Annotated in this window: 17 protein-coding genes and 1 pseudogene; 8 read left to right on the top strand and 10 right to left on the bottom strand. The window is 44.3% G+C overall.

Features of this window, described 5'->3' with window-relative positions; translation table 11 throughout:
- Positions 1-122: 122 nt before the first annotated feature.
- Both KIH41_RS11345 and KIH41_RS11340 read left to right on the top strand, forming a co-directional pair.
- The gene (locus KIH41_RS11345) at positions 123-1,361 is read left to right on the top strand and encodes a DUF349 domain-containing protein (protein WP_214162451.1); all 1,239 of its coding nucleotides are present in this window, start codon (positions 123-125) and stop codon (positions 1,359-1,361) included.
- An 87-nt stretch (positions 1,362-1,448) separates the two neighbouring features.
- Complete coding sequence (locus tag KIH41_RS11340; RefSeq protein WP_010855875.1) at positions 1,449-1,670, top strand: DUF2795 domain-containing protein; 222 nt, start codon at positions 1,449-1,451, stop codon at positions 1,668-1,670.
- Between the two features lie 33 nt (positions 1,671-1,703).
- On the opposite strand, the gene KIH41_RS11335 is transcribed toward KIH41_RS11340, so the two are convergent.
- The 5 genes from KIH41_RS11335 to queA form a co-directional block, all read right to left on the bottom strand.
- Positions 1,704-2,438 carry a LytR/AlgR family response regulator transcription factor gene (locus KIH41_RS11335; RefSeq protein WP_214162450.1) on the bottom strand — a complete coding sequence of 245 codons (735 nt, stop codon included), beginning with the start codon at positions 2,436-2,438 and terminating at the stop codon, positions 1,704-1,706.
- A complete protein-coding gene (locus KIH41_RS11330; protein WP_214162449.1) occupies positions 2,435-3,469 on the bottom strand; it encodes a sensor histidine kinase in 1,035 nt (344 codons plus the stop codon). The genes KIH41_RS11335 and KIH41_RS11330 overlap by 4 nt, the downstream gene beginning before the upstream one ends.
- Entirely contained in the window at positions 3,469-4,239 is a 771-nt protein-coding gene (locus tag KIH41_RS11325; RefSeq protein WP_214162448.1) for a LiaF transmembrane domain-containing protein, read from the bottom strand. The genes KIH41_RS11330 and KIH41_RS11325 overlap by 1 nt, the downstream gene beginning before the upstream one ends.
- Positions 4,240-4,339: 100 nt before the next feature.
- A complete protein-coding gene (locus KIH41_RS11320; RefSeq protein ID WP_214162447.1) occupies positions 4,340-5,029 on the bottom strand; it encodes a 2-C-methyl-D-erythritol 4-phosphate cytidylyltransferase in 690 nt (229 codons plus the stop codon).
- Positions 5,030-5,162: 133 nt separating this feature from the next.
- Complete coding sequence (queA, locus tag KIH41_RS11315; RefSeq protein WP_213945830.1) at positions 5,163-6,212, bottom strand: tRNA preQ1(34) S-adenosylmethionine ribosyltransferase-isomerase QueA; 1,050 nt, start codon at positions 6,210-6,212, stop codon at positions 5,163-5,165.
- Between the two features lie 127 nt (positions 6,213-6,339).
- On the opposite strand from queA, the gene KIH41_RS11310 reads away from it, so the two are divergent.
- The 3 genes and pseudogenes from KIH41_RS11310 to KIH41_RS11300 all read left to right on the top strand — a co-directional run.
- Positions 6,340-7,584: an ABC transporter permease gene (locus KIH41_RS11310; protein ID WP_213945831.1), complete on the top strand. Its 1,245-nt coding sequence runs from the start codon at positions 6,340-6,342 to the stop codon at positions 7,582-7,584.
- An 11-nt stretch (positions 7,585-7,595) separates the two neighbouring features.
- Positions 7,596-9,050 carry an SLC13 family permease gene (locus KIH41_RS11305; RefSeq protein WP_214162446.1) on the top strand — a complete coding sequence of 485 codons (1,455 nt, stop codon included), beginning with the start codon at positions 7,596-7,598 and terminating at the stop codon, positions 9,048-9,050.
- A gap of 364 nt (positions 9,051-9,414) precedes the next feature.
- Positions 9,415-9,597, top strand: a pseudogene (locus tag KIH41_RS11300) (type II toxin-antitoxin system RelE/ParE family toxin); the annotation flags it as partial.
- A gap of 103 nt (positions 9,598-9,700) precedes the next feature.
- Here the strand turns inward: KIH41_RS11300 and KIH41_RS11295 are convergent.
- Entirely contained in the window at positions 9,701-10,393 is a 693-nt protein-coding gene (locus tag KIH41_RS11295; protein WP_213945834.1) for a PKD domain-containing protein, read from the bottom strand.
- 226 nt (positions 10,394-10,619) lie between these two features.
- A complete protein-coding gene (gene recA / locus KIH41_RS11290; RefSeq protein WP_213945835.1) occupies positions 10,620-11,654 on the bottom strand; it encodes a recombinase RecA in 1,035 nt (344 codons plus the stop codon).
- 174 nt (positions 11,655-11,828) lie between these two features.
- Here recA and KIH41_RS11285 point away from each other — a divergent pair, with 174 nt between their 5' ends.
- From KIH41_RS11285 to KIH41_RS11275, 3 genes are all read left to right on the top strand, one after another.
- On the top strand, positions 11,829-12,626 hold the full coding sequence (locus tag KIH41_RS11285) for a DUF3108 domain-containing protein (RefSeq protein ID WP_394369810.1): 798 nt from the start codon (positions 11,829-11,831) through the stop codon (positions 12,624-12,626).
- Between the two features lie 181 nt (positions 12,627-12,807).
- Positions 12,808-13,497 (top strand): response regulator transcription factor, encoded by a 690-nt coding sequence (locus tag KIH41_RS11280; protein ID WP_214162445.1) that lies wholly within the window; start codon positions 12,808-12,810, stop codon positions 13,495-13,497.
- A gap of 1 nt (position 13,498) precedes the next feature.
- The gene (locus KIH41_RS11275) at positions 13,499-14,533 is read left to right on the top strand and encodes a sensor histidine kinase (protein WP_214162444.1); all 1,035 of its coding nucleotides are present in this window, start codon (positions 13,499-13,501) and stop codon (positions 14,531-14,533) included.
- A 212-nt stretch (positions 14,534-14,745) separates the two neighbouring features.
- Here KIH41_RS11275 and KIH41_RS11270 read toward each other — a convergent pair whose 3' ends face one another.
- From KIH41_RS11270 to KIH41_RS11260, 3 genes are read right to left on the bottom strand one after another with little or no spacing between them, the layout of a single operon-like run.
- Positions 14,746-15,309: a hypothetical protein gene (locus KIH41_RS11270; protein ID WP_214162443.1), complete on the bottom strand. Its 564-nt coding sequence runs from the start codon at positions 15,307-15,309 to the stop codon at positions 14,746-14,748.
- The gene (locus KIH41_RS11265; RefSeq protein ID WP_214162442.1) at positions 15,290-16,072 is read right to left on the bottom strand and encodes a hypothetical protein; all 783 of its coding nucleotides are present in this window, start codon (positions 16,070-16,072) and stop codon (positions 15,290-15,292) included. Before KIH41_RS11265 ends, KIH41_RS11270 begins: the two co-directional genes overlap by 20 nt.
- A gap of 2 nt (positions 16,073-16,074) precedes the next feature.
- Complete coding sequence (locus tag KIH41_RS11260) at positions 16,075-16,650, bottom strand: hypothetical protein (RefSeq protein WP_214162441.1); 576 nt, start codon at positions 16,648-16,650, stop codon at positions 16,075-16,077.
- Positions 16,651-16,922: the final 272 nt, after the last annotated feature.

Below are 16,922 nucleotides of genomic sequence, written 5' to 3'. Positions count from 1 at the left end.
TCAATTAATTCTAACAAAGATGGCAAAAATAGCGCTTTCTTAGGATAAATGCTTTTGAATTAATTAATTTGCAGGAAATCCACCTTTGGAGTTAAAACTAACCACCAACCTATTAGATCACAATGGAGCATCCATACGGATACATAAAAGACGGCAAAGTCTACCTTAAGGGCTTTTTAAATCAGGAAGATAGGATCATCGGCGAGGTGAAAGAAGACGAGGCCTCCACTATCAAATATTTTGAGGACCGCTTTGAACTTGTCAAAGAAAAGGTCGCCAATCTTAAAAAGGATATTGAAGAGAACCAAAACAAAGGTTCCTTCCTGATGAAACTCATCCACCTGAGAGATGCGCTCATGCAATATGACGCATTGGGCAATTTTGTTCCCCTAATCGAAGAACTCAACCAATTGGAAGTTTACCTGGAGGAAATCATCCAGTCAAACCGTGCCAGAAACCTTGAAATCAAAAAAGGATTGATTCTTGAGGCTGAAGCCATGAGAAACAATACCGATTGGAAGGAAACCACTGAGGCTTTTAAAAACCTGAAACTGCGCTGGATCAAAACCGGCCCCGTTGCCAAAGAGCACGAAGAGGAGATTGAAAGTGAGTTTAATGAAGCTGTTGAGCATTTCTTTGCCAACAGAAAGGACTACTTTGACGGGTTGGCGCTTCAGGCGGAGGAAAACATCAAGGATTACGAAGCCCTGCTCAACCAGGCCCGGGAAGCTTTTGAGCTTCGGGATGTGAAGCAGGCATTTGAAATAAGCAAACGCATCCAAAAAGAGTGGAAGGCTGCCGGAAAAGTACCTGCAGAAAAACGCCAACCCCTATGGGATGAGTTTTCAAAATTGAACAACCGTATTTTCAGCAAATACAAAAGGGTAGCGCAAGCCGAGTCCTATATGCCGCCTAGGGAGGTCATCCAAAAGGTAGACACCATGGCTAGTGCAATGAAAAAACTTGCCAAGGCCCCAACCAGCAAAGAAAACCTGGAAGCGGCAAAGCAGCTTCAGGCCGACTGGAAAAAACTACCCATAAAAAAACCTAGGGATGCGCAACAATCCGCCAAAAGCTTCGTCTTTTTTGCAGACGTGGTATTTGAAAAGGCATTTCTGGAAAGGCTTATCCGCTCCAAGCACGATAATTTTGAAGGCAAGGACCTAGCTGAACAAAACAGACTCAAAAGTCACCTCTTGAAAGACTTGATCAGCAGGGACCAGCGTGAGCTTGACACCATCAAGGGAAATTCGGAGAATTTCCGCACTTCTGAGGATAAGTTTGATGTGATGTTGCAGCGCAAAATCGCCTCTTACAAGCGCAAGGTGGACGTGAAAAACTATATCCTTAGAGACCTTTAAAACTATTTATCCGTTAAAGTTTAAAATCTTAAAAGAATTTATATTTTTGCAATCCGTTAAGGCGGACAACATTAAATTATTAAGACTATGTATTGGACATTAGAATTAGCGTCTTATTTGGAAGATGCTCCATGGCCGGCTACCAAAGATGAATTGATTGACTTCGCGATCCGCTCTGGCGCTCCTCTTGAAGTAGTGGAAAATCTTCAAGAGCTTGAAGACGACGGTGAGCCTTATGAAAATATTGAGGAAATCTGGCCTGATTATCCTACCAAAGATGACTTCTTCTTCAACGAAGACGAATATTAAGCAAACTGTCCTGGACTCCCGGGACAGTTTTTTTCATCCCCCCAACACCGATCTCAATCTCGTGTACCCACTTTTGCTGACCGGGATCTTGGCGCCACTTTTTAATATCACCAAATACCCCTCTTTCTCATACTGCTCCAGCTTGGTGACTTCTTGCACGTTGATCAGAAAGGAACGGTGGGTTCTGACAAACTGCTTTTCATCCAGCCGTTTTTCCAGGGACTTCAACGTTTGGGTTTTCATAAACTGGCCTTCAGCCGTATGGATGCAGATATAATCATCAGAAGCCTCCACATACTGCACCTCCCCAATTGGAATGACTTTGATATGGCTGCCGGTTTTGACCACTATTCGGAACATTTTCTCCTCAAAAGAATGGTCCACTAGCCCTTTTAGCTCCTGCCCCGTAGTCCCATTCCCCATTTTTGCCTTTGCCTTTTCAATGGCCACGGCAAGCCTGTCCTGCGAAAATGGCTTCAAAAGATAATCCACCGCATTCACCTCAAATGCCTTCACGGCATATTCATCGAAAGCGGTCGTAAAGACTATAGCCGGAGGGTTGTCCAAAAGCTCCAACATTTCCAGTCCAGTGATTTTGGGCATCTGAATATCCAAAAAAACCAGATCTGGTTTACTTTCCTGAATGGCTTTCAAAGCTTCAAAACCATTTTGGCAGGTCTGGATAACTTCAATTTCCGGAAATGCCTCCAGATATTCCTTCATCAGTGAAATGGCCAAGGGCTCATCATCGACAATTATTACCTTCATGGTTGGGGTATTTTCAATGTAACAATAAAGTTATCTCCAGCGATTTGCGTTTGCAATAGGTCGTGCCTCCCAAAAATCAAAAACATCCTTCTTTTCAAGCCTTCGAGACCGAATCCTGTACCTTTCCCATTCTTTTGAGAGGAATCAAAAGGATTGGAGACAGAAATAGCCAAATAATGACCTTCCCTGTTGGCGGTCACCTCAATAGCTACTTCCTCCACCATCCCATACAGCCCATGTTTGACGGCGTTTTCGATCAGGGGTTGCACCAGCAATTGTGGCAACTGGGTATCCTTGGCTGCCGGGTCCACTTTTACTTGTACGCTCAGGCGGTGGCCAAACCTCACTTTCTCAATTTCCAAATACTGCTGCAAGTAGGCCATTTCCTCCTCTATCGTTCCCCATAGCTTGTGGTCTTTTTTGACAGTCTGTCTTAAAAAATCAGATAACTGCAGAATCATTGCCCTGGCCTTTTCCGGTTGGGATTTCAGCATGGCATTGATGGAGTTGAGGCTGTTGAAAAGAAAATGGGGCTGGAGTTGCTGGCGCAAATGATACAGTTCAGCTTCCTTGGCGGTTTTCTCCAGCCAAGTTTCATGTTCTTGTAGGGCCTGCTGCTCCATTATTCGCCCGCCCATGATCAACATCCTGCTGAGAAAAATCAAAACTACAAGCATTACCAAGCCCCTCACTGGAAGAATAAACTCCCAAAACTGCCGGGCGTCTTCATTTTGAAAAACCCACTTCAAAACCCAAGTCCCAAAAAACAGCCCCACAACTCCTAAAACCAATGGGATGACAATGACCAGCCATTTATTGCCTTGCTGGGGGCGGTAAAACCTGAAAATATTTTCTAACACGATAGTAGAAACAGCCAAAAGGGCCAAGTGCAAAAGCACATCATAGATGGCAAACTTCCAGTCCAACCCATAAAATTGGAGTAGATAGGCCAACCCGGCCCATGTTAAAATCAAAAAACCGGAGAAGGTCAACCACCCACCCCAGTCTTTTGGCATCAGTCGCATCATCATCAGAAGGACCTAAGTTCTAACCCTCCGAAAATCATGGTTCCGTTGATCCGAAGCACCTTGGTCGGGTCAGGCTTGGTGTGTGGAAATGAGCGCTTGTCTTCAATCCCAGCCGCGATATTACTTACATTGATATCCACATCCCAATGAGGGGGAATAATCAACTTTACCCCTCCAAAGGCTATCTCCACATTCATCACGGCCTCCCCTTCCAGATCAGCGTTGGAAAAATCGATGTCCACCCCACCGAAAATGGCCGAAATCTTACCGCCTTGGAAGTTTTTGGTGAAGCATCTTTTCTCCACTCCTGAAAACAGCGCCTGGGCATTGATGTAATCGTCCATGGTTCTACCGCTTATATTATCAGGCTGTGGTTTGGCATAAGTAGCTTCTTCAAAACCCGCATTTTTTGTTTTTCCAAAGTTTTCAAAATCATACAATGGTAATGAACCCCTTCTGCTTTGGTTGAGGATAAAAAAGAAGCCCAAAAGAATAAATACCGCCGGTAAAATGTAGGGCTCTACCTCGACGGGTATCCCCACTTCTCTTTTGATAAGGAAAAAGCCTCCGAGAAGCACCATGGCAAAACCAAACCAGCTTTGCAGTTCATGTCTTACAAGGTTGATCACCCCGATCACAATTAGGATCATCGGCCAGGTAAGTAGCCAGGATGGAAAGAGGAATCCCATCGTTTTCAAAAGCAAAACCAGCCCGATAATTAAAAATATCATGCCCAGGGTCAGGTTGCTGTTACTTCTATTTGTCCTTTTCATAGTTTTTGGCTTAAGATTATGGATCAAAATTACAGAAGAAGCCTATCACACCCTACAGCCCAGCCGCCAATGCGTAGCCAAAATCGGTAAACGGTGGTAATTATTCGGTAAATGGTTTTGACCTGCTCAAAAGAAACTCTGCAAAATCCATATCTTCGGGAGTGGTAATTTTTATGTTGGATGGATCCCCTTCCACCAAAGCCACCTGCCAACCCTGATATTCGTACACAGTGGCATCATCGGTGAAATCAGAAAACTCCTCCACTTCGAACGCCACTTTAATTTTGGCCAGTTGAAAAGTTTGGGGAGTTTGAACCAGGCGGAACTGGTCCCGCTTTTCGAATTTTGAGGCGCCATTGGCATCCACTTTCCTTATGGAATCCTTTAATGGCACCACCACTATACCACTCCCCCGTGAAGCGGCCATTTCAAAACTAGCTTCAATAATCTCTTTGCTTACAAATGGCCTCACCCCATCATGGATGGCCACCAATCCTTCCTTCTCACCAATAGCATCAAGGCCGTTTTTCACAGATAGGAACCTGCTACTTCCGCCCGCCACCAAGGAATGGGGAATTGAAAAGCTATGTTCCTCACAGATCTTTTTCCAAAAACCATGATCACTTTGAGGCAAAACCAAAACAAGCTTGATATTCGGGTCGGCCACTTGAAACTTCCGCAAAGTATGCATCAGAATAGGCATTCCTCCTATAGACAGATATTGTTTGGCTACTGGTGCGCCCATACGGGTACCACTCCCTCCCGCCACAATTACGGCAAATCTTTTCATGGTCTAAAAATAGAAATAATATAAGGGAAGTCTACCCTTTTATCTCGCCTTCACCCTAAAAAAAGAAAGAGCCCCTAAGAGCTCTTTCCATATTCATTAACATCCGACATCGGACATCGGACATCGAACATCCTTACAAAATCAACATCGCATCACCATAAGAGAAGAACTTATACTTCTCCTTGATAGCTTCCTGATAGGCTTTCATGATCAAATCATAACCACCAAATGCCGCAGTTGTCATCAAAAGCGTAGACTCAGGTAGATGGAAATTGGTCACCAATGCATTTGCAATTTTGAATTCATAAGGAGGAATGATGAACTTATCCGTCCATCCCGAGCTTTTCTTCAACCTTCCGTTGGCAGTCACAGATGACTCAACAGTTTTCAAGGATGTGGTTCCAATTGAAACAACTCTTTTTTTGCTGTCCAAAGCCTTGTTAACCAACTCAACAGTTTGCTCGGGAATATCATAGTTTTCCGAGTCCATTTTATGTTTGGTAAGATCCTCCACATCCACAGACCTGAAAGTCCCCAAACCGATATGGAGCGTGATCGGGCTTACCTCAACGCCTTTGATTTCAAGTTTCTTCAACAAGTGATGGGTAAAATGCATTCCTGCAGTAGGGGCTGCTACCGCACCCACATGCTGGGCATAGATCGTCTGATAACGCTCTCTATCCTCTGGCTCCACCGCACGCTCAATATGATCCTTCAAAATCGGTGTCTCACCAAGTTCATCAATTGCCTTGTAGAACTCCTCATCGGTTCCGTCAAAAAGGAAACGGATTGTTCTACCTCTAGAAGTGGTATTGTCGATTACTTCAGCGACAAGATCACTGTCCCCGAAATAAAGCTTGTTGCCCACTCTTATTTTCCTTGCAGGATCCACCAACACATCCCATAACCTCAATTCCTGATTAAGTTCTCTTAAAAGAAAAACCTCGATTTTGGCACCGGTTTTTTCTTTGTTACCATACAATCTGGCTGGGAAAACTTTCGTATTATTAGTTACAAATACGTCCCCTTCTTCAAAATAATCAATTATATCTTTAAACAGCTTATGTTCGATTTCACCGGTCTTTCTGTGGACTACCATTAGTCTGCACTCGTCTCGGTTTTCGGTAGGATATAAGGATATTAGCTTCTTCGGAACGTCGAATTTGAAATCTGATAATTTCATATATAGGATTGAATGTTTTCGTGATTTTTCTTTAGAGCACAATTGCCGTAAAAACTGCAAATATAATAAGATTTATGCCCATTTCTACTTATCTTGGCAAATAGTTTTTCAAGTAAAGTAATTTAAGGTGATAATAATCAAACTTATATGGGAGAGTTTCAGGTTTGCGATCCAAGCCCTGAAGTCCAATCTAACCCGTACGGTTTTGTCCCTATTGGGGGTAACCATAGGCATTTTTGCAATCATTGCAGTTTTCACACTGGTAGACTCATTAGAGAAAAACATTAAATCCAGTTTTTCGTTCCTTGGCACCAATGTTATCAGGGTGGACCGTTTTCCTTTTGGAGGAGGAGGGGAATACCCGTGGTGGAAATATTTCCAACGCCCAACGGCCAACTTTCAGGAATACCAATTCCTAAAGCAGCGCTTGAGAAATGCGGATGGCGTGACCATCTCCGCCTCCACAAGTGCAACCATAAAGGCGGCCAGCAATTCTTACCAGGGCGCCAACCTGGAAGGTGTAGTATTTGACTACAAAGACGTATATGAAGTCCCCGTGGAAAACGGTCGTTTCTTTACCGAGTTGGAAATCAATTCGGCCAGAAATGTGGCCTTGGTAGGGGTCAAAATCGCCAGAGCCCTATTTCCTGGACAGGAAGCCCTTGGCAAGGAACTCAAAATCAAAGGAAACAAGTTCGTCATAGTGGGCCTCTTCAAAGAAGAAGGGGAAGGCCTATTTGATATGCCCTCCAAGGACGAAGCCATCCTGGTTCCATTTGGGGCATTTACCAAATTATATAATGTGGGCCAGTTTGGTATTGAGCCTACTATTGCCGCCAAGGGGCGGGATGATGATATAGGACTGATCGCCTTGGAAAATGAGATGAGCGGCTTGATGAGAAGTAAAAGGGGCCTCAAACCCACTCAAGAAGACAATTTTGCCCTTAATAAATCGGAATTTATCCAAAATGCCATTGGATCTATCTTTGACGTCATCGGAATCGCAGGATGGGTTATCGGAGGCTTTTCTATTTTAGTAGGCGGCTTTGGTATTGCCAACATCATGTTTGTATCTGTAAAGGAGAGAACCAATATCATCGGAATCCAAAAATCCCTTGGAGCAAAAAATTACTTTATACTTCTACAGTTCTTATTTGAAGCCACTTTCCTTAGCCTATTTGGAGGGCTTGCTGGAATATTAATAGTGTTCCTGTTCACCTTTGTGCCGCTGGGAAGCTTGGAGGTAACCATGTCATTCAAAAACATCATGCTCGGGGTGGGGCTTTCCTCGGCAATCGGAATTGTATCGGGAATTGTACCAGCCACATTGGCGGCGCAGCTTGACCCCGTAGAGGCAATACGGTCAGCTTAAGGCAAGATCGAATGGATCGGACGAGAATCACAAGAACCGCCCTGCTTCTTCTGGGACCTGCCCTGTTTCTGCTTTTCTATGCTTTCAGCCTCCAGGTACAGGAGCCAGATATGCTCCGGGTGCTGGGAGTGGCTGCCTGGATGGTGAGCTGGTGGATTACCGAAGCGGTACCCATACCGGCAACCTCACTCCTGCCCATTATCCTTTTCCCAGCCATAGGCATTTTTAACATTGCCAGTGCGGCGGCGCCCTATGCCGACCCGGTTATTTTCCTTTTTATGGGTGGCTTTATCATCGCCTTGGCCATGGAGCACAACCAGCTCCATAAGCGAATTGCCTTGAAGCTTATTAGCCTTACAGGTACTAGGCCCAATGGCATAATCCTAGGTTTCTACCTTGCCACTTTCATATTGAGTATGTGGATCAGCAATACCGCCACGGCGGTGATGATGCTGCCGGTAGCCCTTTCCATCATTCAGCTTATGAAAAGTCAAAATCCTTTCATCATGGAAGATAAGGGGTTTAAGAACTTTTGCCTCAGCCTACTACTCGGCATCGCTTACGCTGCTAACATTGGCGGCGTGATGACCATCATCGGCACTCCGCCCAACGTGGTGATGGTTGGGATGATGCGCCAATTTCTGCAGGTGGAAATGGGGTTCAACCAATGGCTATTGATTGGAGTACCTCTTGGGGTGGTGATGCTGGCCATCATGTTCATCTTGATGAATTATCTTCTTTTCCCTAACCGCATAGCCAGCCTAGCGGGCTCGAGTGAAATGATCAGCAAGCAACTTCAGGATCTCGGGCCGATGAGAAAGGCCGAAAAAAGGGTAAGCCTCATCGTACTGCTTACTGCTTCTGCCTGGATTTTTCGAGGCATCATTAACCAACATTTGGGCATTACCTTTTTAAATGACACCAACATCGCTTTAATAGGGGGGCTTTTGATGTTTATGGTTCCCGCTGACGGGGATGGATCCCAAAAACTCATCACCTGGAAGCAAATGGATAAACTGCCATGGGGCATTTTATTGCTTTTTGGAGGGGGGCTATCCTTGGCCAAAGCCATGGAGTCTTCTGGGCTGGTGGAACAGGTGGGCACTTGGGTTAGCAGCTTTGACAAATTAAACCTTTGGGTATTGGTAATTGGACTCACTTTACTTTCCCTGTTTTTGACTGAATTGATGAGCAATGTTGCCCTGACCACCCTGTTTATCCCAGTGGTGATAGGCATATCTTCGGGGCTGGACCTTCCGCCGCACCTGCTGGTGATACCGGTTACCCTAGCGGCCAGCTTTGCCTTTATGCTCCCTATCGCCACCCCACCAAACGCCATTGTGTTTTCAAGCGGTTTCATCAGAATGAGAGACATGATCCGGGCAGGAATATTGCTCAACCTTATTGCTGTGGTGATTATTTGCTTAATGACTTTTACCTTGGTAAAGTGGGTTTATGGAGGGTAACCGCAACAAGGTCAGCAACTTTCTTGTTATATTTACATGAATAATTTTTAGCTTGAAAAAGCTGAATCGTAAAACATATTAAAAAATATTAACATGAAACTCCAGATAATTCAAGATAGTGAGGGCGAGACTACCGGGTTTACATTCCTATCAAGGAATGGAAATTACTTAAAAAGAAATATAAAGAATTAGAAGCCTTAGAACTTGAGGACTCCTCCAAATCGCAAATCTTGGAAGAGCTAATAGAGGCTGTTCAGGAATTAAAGCTTATAGAAGAAGGTAAATTAAAAGCCCGGTCAGCAAAACAGCTTTTGGATGAGCTATAGTGTTTTAAAAGCCAGATCAAAGCACTACTCTTGGAAATGGTTTCTATAAAATTAGACTCGCCATCAATTCCAAAGGAAAAGGTAAATCGGGAGGCGCAAGAATAATAACTTATTTAAAAGTCTCTCGGGAAACAGTTTACCTAGCTTCAATTTTCGACAAATCCCAAAAAAATAGTATTTCTGATAAGGAACTTGAAAAAATCTTTAAGCTTCTACCCTGATATACATGATCCGAGTAGGAATACTGCATAACCTTATTACTGTGGTGATTATTTGTTTAATGACTTTTACCTTGGTAAAGTGGGTTTATGGTGGATAAGTCAATTACTCCCCTTCATTATACCTTAGCACCATTCTGGACCCTAGGCTGCTGGAAGACCTTATCTCATGGTCATATTCTCCAGTGGGCTGCACATCCCCAAAAGCCGAAGCGGCCTCAAATTGATCATGTATGGCTACGAGTGAATCATCAGAAGCATCATATACCCTTAATACGGAATACTCTGGCCCTGCATCAAACATCACTTCATCCAAATCGAATGTAGCGGGGAGATTATTCAGGTCAGCAGAGAGACCATCTACACGGTCTACTTCCTCCAAATCTTCCATCCGTCGGGAAACAACAACGTAGAGCTCTGTCAGACCATCTTTGACTTCATAATCATTTTGCACACCTTCTAGTGACAACTGATTAATATAGTATTGGCCAATCCTAATTTCTTTGGTTGCAGAATGGGTTTCTGGACCTGCAGTAGTCACCTGTAAGGTTACCGGATACACCCCGGGGTTGTTAAAAGAAAAGCGTGGAGTTCTGGCATCTGAGACCCCTCCCTCACCAAACTTCCACTCATATTTTGCTGCCCCTGAAGGAACATCAGAAAACTGAACCTCTTGTCTGACCATGAACATCTCTTGAGAAAACTCAAAATCTGCAGGTGAGGAAGGGACATTTTCTCCTGTATCACAGGAGAAAACTGCAGCTGCCAAGGCTGTTGTAAAAAGTAGTCTTAATTTCATGCGCTTAAATTTAAATGACCAAACCAGGGGGCATTCTCTATCTCCCAAGCATGCTAAAATACTTTAAGCCAATGAAGTTACTAAAAAATAACTAAAATAAAAGGATTAACTAACAATATCTGCTTTACCCAATAAACACCTCCTTTGTAGTTGTAAATAAAAAAAGGCACAGAACAACCGGTCTCCCGATTATCCCTGTGCCTTTTCCCAATTGTAAAAATCAAAATCAGCCCTCTACAGGTGCCTCTTTATCTTCTTTTCCGGCCAGAATTCCAGCCTTTTCTTTAATCTTTCTTTCCAATTCTTCCATCAGGTCAGGATTGTCCAGCAAGAGGTTTTTCACCGCATCGCGGCCTTGGCCAAGCTTGGTACCTTCGTAAGAGAACCAAGAACCGGCTTTCTTCACGATTTCAAACTCCACCCCTAAATCGATGATCTCTCCTACTTTGGAAACACCCTCTCCATACATAATGTCAAATTCCACCACTTTGAACGGAGGCGCAACTTTGTTTTTGACCACCTTCACCTTGGTACGGTTACCCAAGATGTTGTCAGCGCTTTCCTTGATCTGGCCGATTCTTCTGATATCCAACCTTACTGAGGCATAGAATTTCAAGGCATTACCACCGGTAGTCGTCTCCGGATTACCAAACATCACCCCGATCTTTTCTCTCAGCTGGTTGATGAAGATACAAGAACAACCGGTTTTATGAATGGCACCGGTAAGCTTTCTTAGGGCTTGAGACATCAAACGTGCCTGAAGTCCCATCTTGCTGTCTCCCATTTCACCTTCCAATTCCCCTTTTGGCACCAAAGCCGCCACGGAATCGATCACGATGATATCAATCGCACCCGACCTGATAAGGTGTTCGGCGATTTCCAACGCCTGTTCCCCACTGTCCGGTTGGGAAATCAGGAGGTTCTCAGTATCAATTCCAAGCTTTTCGGCATAAGACTTGTCGAAAGCATGTTCGGCATCGATAAATGCGGCCAGACCGCCTGCCTTTTGCGCCTCAGCGATGCAGTGCATGGAAAGGGTCGTTTTACCGGAAGATTCCGGACCATAGATCTCGATGATCCTACCTCTAGGAATCCCCCCAACACCCAACGCCATATCAAGGCCAAGGGAACCGGTAGAGATAGCAGGCACATCTTGTACGTGATTATCACTAAGTTTCATCACCGTACCCTTGCCGTAGGTTTTTTCTAACTTGTCAATGGTAAGTTGGAGAGCTTTTAATTTTTCTGCGTTTGCGCTCATATATGATTATGTAGTTTTTGACGTATAAATATTATGTGAAAGTAAACATTCGCGAGGGGATTATCAACAGAAAATAAGCATTGTTGAACGAAACTTATTTAGTAATTTTAACATTGAGATAGGTGACATTGCGAACCATTTCCATTAACATTGGAGTTAGAAGAGGCAATTGAAATAAAAAACATGCAAATAAGATTAACACTTCTCTTTTTTATTTCTTTGATCATGCTGATGGGAGCGGATACCAAGCACTTGGCCAGAAATGAGGCTTTTTCGCATGGGGAGGAGCTCACCTTCAAGGTGAAGTACCTCTTCTTTAATGCCGCTGAAGCCAAAATGGTCACCAGTCCCGAAATCCAGCAAATCAACAACCGACCGGCGTACAAAATTGACGTGTACGGCAAAACGCTGAGCATATTCAAAATCTTTAAAGTAAAGGATAATTGGGGTACGCTCCTGGATACCGCCAAGCTCATCCCGCACCGCTCCTACCGCCATATAGAAGAGGGAAACTACCGAAAACATGAAATTGTGGACTTTGACCACATGGGCAAAAAGGCCAATGTAAGACTGTTTGACCGTGAAAACAGGAATGTGGTGGAGACCCAATCCTACGAAATCCCGCCAAACGTACAGGACATGGTCAGCGGCTTTTACCAGCTCAGGACTATGGACCTAACCCGCGTGAAGCCCGGGGAGACAATTAATATCAAGGGTTTTTTCGATAAGGAAATATATAACCTAAAATTAATATACGAAGGGAAAGAAAAAGTAGACACGCGCATCGGTTCATATGAAACCTTCAAGTTTTCGCCCATAATGCCAAACAACAAACTCTTCAGCGGAGACAATCCCATCAAAGTCTGGATCACAGACGACAAAAACAAAATTCCGGTGAAGATAAAAGCCAACCTGGTAGTGGGTGCACTTGATATGGAAATCACCGAAGCACGGGGATTACGTAATAATTAATTCAAAATCCATTAACAATCCTTTAACATTAGCCTGCCGACTATTAAGGATTGGTTTCCCTTCAAAGCGATTAGTATTAAAATTGCCATTCTTTTTTCTAAATTAGCATTGTATTCAAACCTGGAAACCTGCCAGGTTTCCAAAACTGGCAGGTTTAACATGACACACTAATCAATCTCCAATGAGCGAAAAAAGTAAGGTCAGAGTCTTAGTCGTAGATGACGAACCTGATATCATTGATTTATTGAAGTACAATTTAGAAAAAGAAGGTTACGAAGTGGAAACAGCCTCTGATGGGGTAAAAGCAGTCAAAACCGCCATCCGCTTCAAACCTGAAGTCATCCTTCTCGATATCATGATGCCCCTGCAGGACGGGGTGGAGACCTGCCGACAGATCAGGGAGATACCAGAACTGAAGAGCACCTTTATCATCTTCCTAACTGCCCGGTCGGAAGAATATTCCGAAGTGGCGGCCTTTGATGTGGGGGCTGACGATTATATTACCAAACCTATTAAACCCCGTGCACTCCTCAGCCGGATAGCTGCTCTCTTCCGAAGAGAGTCGAAGAAGGAAAAGGAAGTGTCCCAGATCAAGATCAAGGACCTGGTCATCGACCGCACCAGTTACACCATCGATCAAAGCGGCAAAACAATCACCCTGCCCAAAAAAGAATTCGAATTATTGTATTTTCTTGCCAAAAACCCTAATATGGTATTTAGTAGAGATGACCTCTTGCAAAATATCTGGGGCGCCGATGTCTTTGTCTTGGCAAGGACAGTGGATGTGCACATCCGAAAAGTAAGGGAGAAAATCGGTGACGAATACATCACTACTGTAAAAGGAGTAGGGTACAAATTTGACATGAATTAAAATGCTGACCACATCCAGGGGGATTTCCTTCCTGTTGGCCATGGCCATTGCAGCCCTCACGGTTGCCTTTCTATCTTTACTGGACGACGCCACTCCCACCCTTTTGGTAGTGGCGGGCGTGCTTTCCTTTTCCCTTTCTTATATACTGACCAATGTCACGCTGGAATTTTTGATCTTTAAGGAGATCAGCAATATCTACCAGTTGCTGGAAAAGGTTCAGAAAAAGGACCTTTCCGACATTTCCGAACACAGCTACCGCACCTCCATTTCCCCACTCAGGAAGATCAACCAGACGATCAACAGCTACGCGATAGCCAAAAACAAGGAAATCGAAACGCTGCAGAAAAATGCCGTTTTCCGAAAGGAATTTATTGCGGACATTTCCCACGAATTGAAAACCCCTATTTTTGCCGCACAGGGCTATGTGCACACCTTGCTGGATGGGGCCGTGGAAGACGAAGAAGTAAGGTATAAATTCCTAAAAAGGGCCGCCAAAAGCCTCAATAATCTAGACAAGCTTGTACAAGACCTACTCACTCTAAACCGGATGGAAAACGGGGTGGTCAAGTTTCATTTCGAGAACTTTGACATCAAGGACATGATCTTGGAAGTAGTCGAGCAGCTGGAACACAAAGCCGATAGACGGGATGTGTTGGTCAGGTTCTATTTTGACAAAAACGACACCTTTGTCACCCACGCCGATAAAGACAAGATCTACCGGGTTTGCCAAAACCTCATCTCTAATGCCATCAAGTACAATAATGACGGCGGGGAAGTGGTAATCCGGCTAGAGAAGAAGAAAAACAAGCTTCATGTGAGCGTGAGGGACAACGGCAAGGGCATCCCTGAGGAAGATCTAAAGCGCATCTTTGAAAGATTCTACCGGGTAGAAAAATCAAGAAGCCGGGAAGGCGGGGGCACAGGACTGGGCCTAGCCATCGTCAAGCATATCCTAGAAGGCCACAAAAGCAGGATCAAAGTGGAAAGTACGATTGGCAAGGGATCGACTTTTAGTTTTTCGCTGCCTGTGGCGTGACAACTAATTATTTATAAAAAATCTTATTTCATTTAAACATTTCACCCCATCAAAGCTTTTAATAACCATAGACTTAAATAAAGTACTCATTTGTTTGTATGGTTTAAAAAAAATGGCTCCGGAGGTATCCGGAGCTATTTTGCTTTCAACCATTGGCCATGCCACCTAGCACACCATTATCAACAAATACGGAGACTAGGCATAGCCATGCATCAAAGCCCTATCTTATACATCGCCTTTAAACCAAGAAACATGGTATTGTGTGGAATTGGCCCATTATTGTTCAGCGAGACGCCCAGATCGAAACGTTCCATTTGGCACCCGAGCTCGAGTCCGTAATTGAGTTCCCTATTGATCCAACTTTGGCGTTGAAATTGGGCATCTGTGGGCACCTGTACGAAAGTGTTCAGCCCCACGCCCAAGCTACCCTCGGCATACCAGTTCTCCAGGTTATACCTGTAACCCAAGGCTATTGGAACGATATAACGGTAGGCCCTGCGGATGGATTCGTGCAGGTTTTGTGAAGAAACCGGAAACAGATGCCCTCCCGTCCGGAACATCCACTGACCATGTTGACCGGTACCCAAATAAGCCTTTACCGGGATCCCCAACTGATAAGGAAAATCCTCCGAACCAAAGCCCAAGGAAGGCCCGGCTTCCAGGCCGATGGCGATATGGCTGTTGCCCTTTTGGGCCAGCAGGGGGCCGTTGAGCAAAAACAGAAAAAGCAATGCTGTACTTGACTTCAATAACCAATCAATCTTCAAATTTTTCATACTTGGGGATGTTTTTAGAATTTTTGCCAAAATTGTATCTCAGCGAAAAGGTATTGTGAATAGCTGAGCCCTTGGATGTGACTTCAAATTCATATTGGGTAGGAGGATTGTCTATGGAATAGTAACCTATCATCTTGTTCATCTCCCGGGTCCCGACAAGCCTGGTGTACCGATATATCAAATCCATCCTATTGGAGAGCTGATACCTCAATTCCACCCCACCTTCAAAAGCCAGGCTCCTTTTTCGGAGCGGATAGCTTTGATAATACAAATCCAGATTGACAGGCGGTCTTGGATAAACGGGGATGGGACTAAGGCCAGTTTCACCCCATCGGTTGATGTTGGAAGTGAGGTTATACAGGCTTACTCCCCCTACAACATTAAAAGACAATCTTTTGAATCCAAGGTTTAGATCATAGACAGCCCTCAACGGAATCTGCAAAGTCCGCAGTCCGTTAACCTGCCAACCCGTGGCATTCAGGGGCCGATAACCCGGCTCCTTGTAGTAATAACTAATGGTTTCATGAAAAGATGTTTCATAGATCCCGGATTCTATTTCCCACCTGTCCGAAATGCGGTAATTCAATACACCACCCAAAGCAAACAATGGGGTATAGCGGTTGTGCAGGTACCCCTGAGGGTCAATGTAATTTCTGAGTTCTTTTCTGTTGGCCACATCAAAACCTATTGCAAGCCGGCCTTGAGAGATGGCTGGCAGACTAACAATTATAGCAAAAAAGATAGGAAAAATTACCCTAGCCATGCTTAGCCACCAATTTTATACATCACCTTAAATCCAACCATTCCAGTATGAATTAAACCGGGTTGACCATTTATAGTATTATTCTGGATGGATAAACCAACATCAAAATTCCGCAATTGCTTGCCAAATTCAACTCCATAATTAAGATGGAAATGATCAAAAGAGACGGTCCCTACAAAAGGATTTCCAGTATTTGTGAAGCTTTTTTCCCATGCAGCTCCAGCACTTCCCTCAAAATACCAATTATTGAAATTTCTTCTATACCCTAAGCCAAGAGGAACCAAATAGGCATATACACTCCTAGTCGGTTCGAACAATTCTGCGGGAGGCACCCAAAGATGATGCAGCCCCGTCCTAAACATCAGCTGCCCATGATTGCCCACACCATAATATGCCTTTATGGGCAGACCAAGCTGGAACTGATAACCGTGGTACCTACCGGTAAGCACCGGCCCGAGCTCCGCGCCTATGGCAAGCTGATTATTGCCCTTTTGGGCCAGGAGGTCCGTACAGGCCATACCCGTAAGCAAAAGGGCAAAGAAAATAACTTTAATGGAAAAGGATTTAGAGTTTTTCATAAATTTAAAAGTCAGTATTAAATAGTTTGAACCCATAATATTAAGGAAATAGTTTGGACAGACAAGGTTTCTCTCACGGATTTCGAAGATTCCACGGATAAATTCATTTGAAGCATCAATTACCGCATCGTCTCGGTTTACGACCCCATTTATCTGCGAAATCCGTGGAACCTGCCCTCCGGCAAGCGGGTTTGCGAGAGAAATCCGCGAAGGAGCTCTGTGAAACTCCTTTTTAAACTCTGCGTACCTCTGTGTCCCATTGCCCCCAAAAT

This window comes from Litoribacter ruber, assembly GCF_018500185.1.
GTDB classification, from domain to species: Bacteria; Bacteroidota; Bacteroidia; order Cytophagales; family Cyclobacteriaceae; genus Litoribacter; species Litoribacter ruber.
Note: the sequence above shows the minus strand (reverse complement) of the source record. Positions and strands in the feature narration are given on the sequence as shown.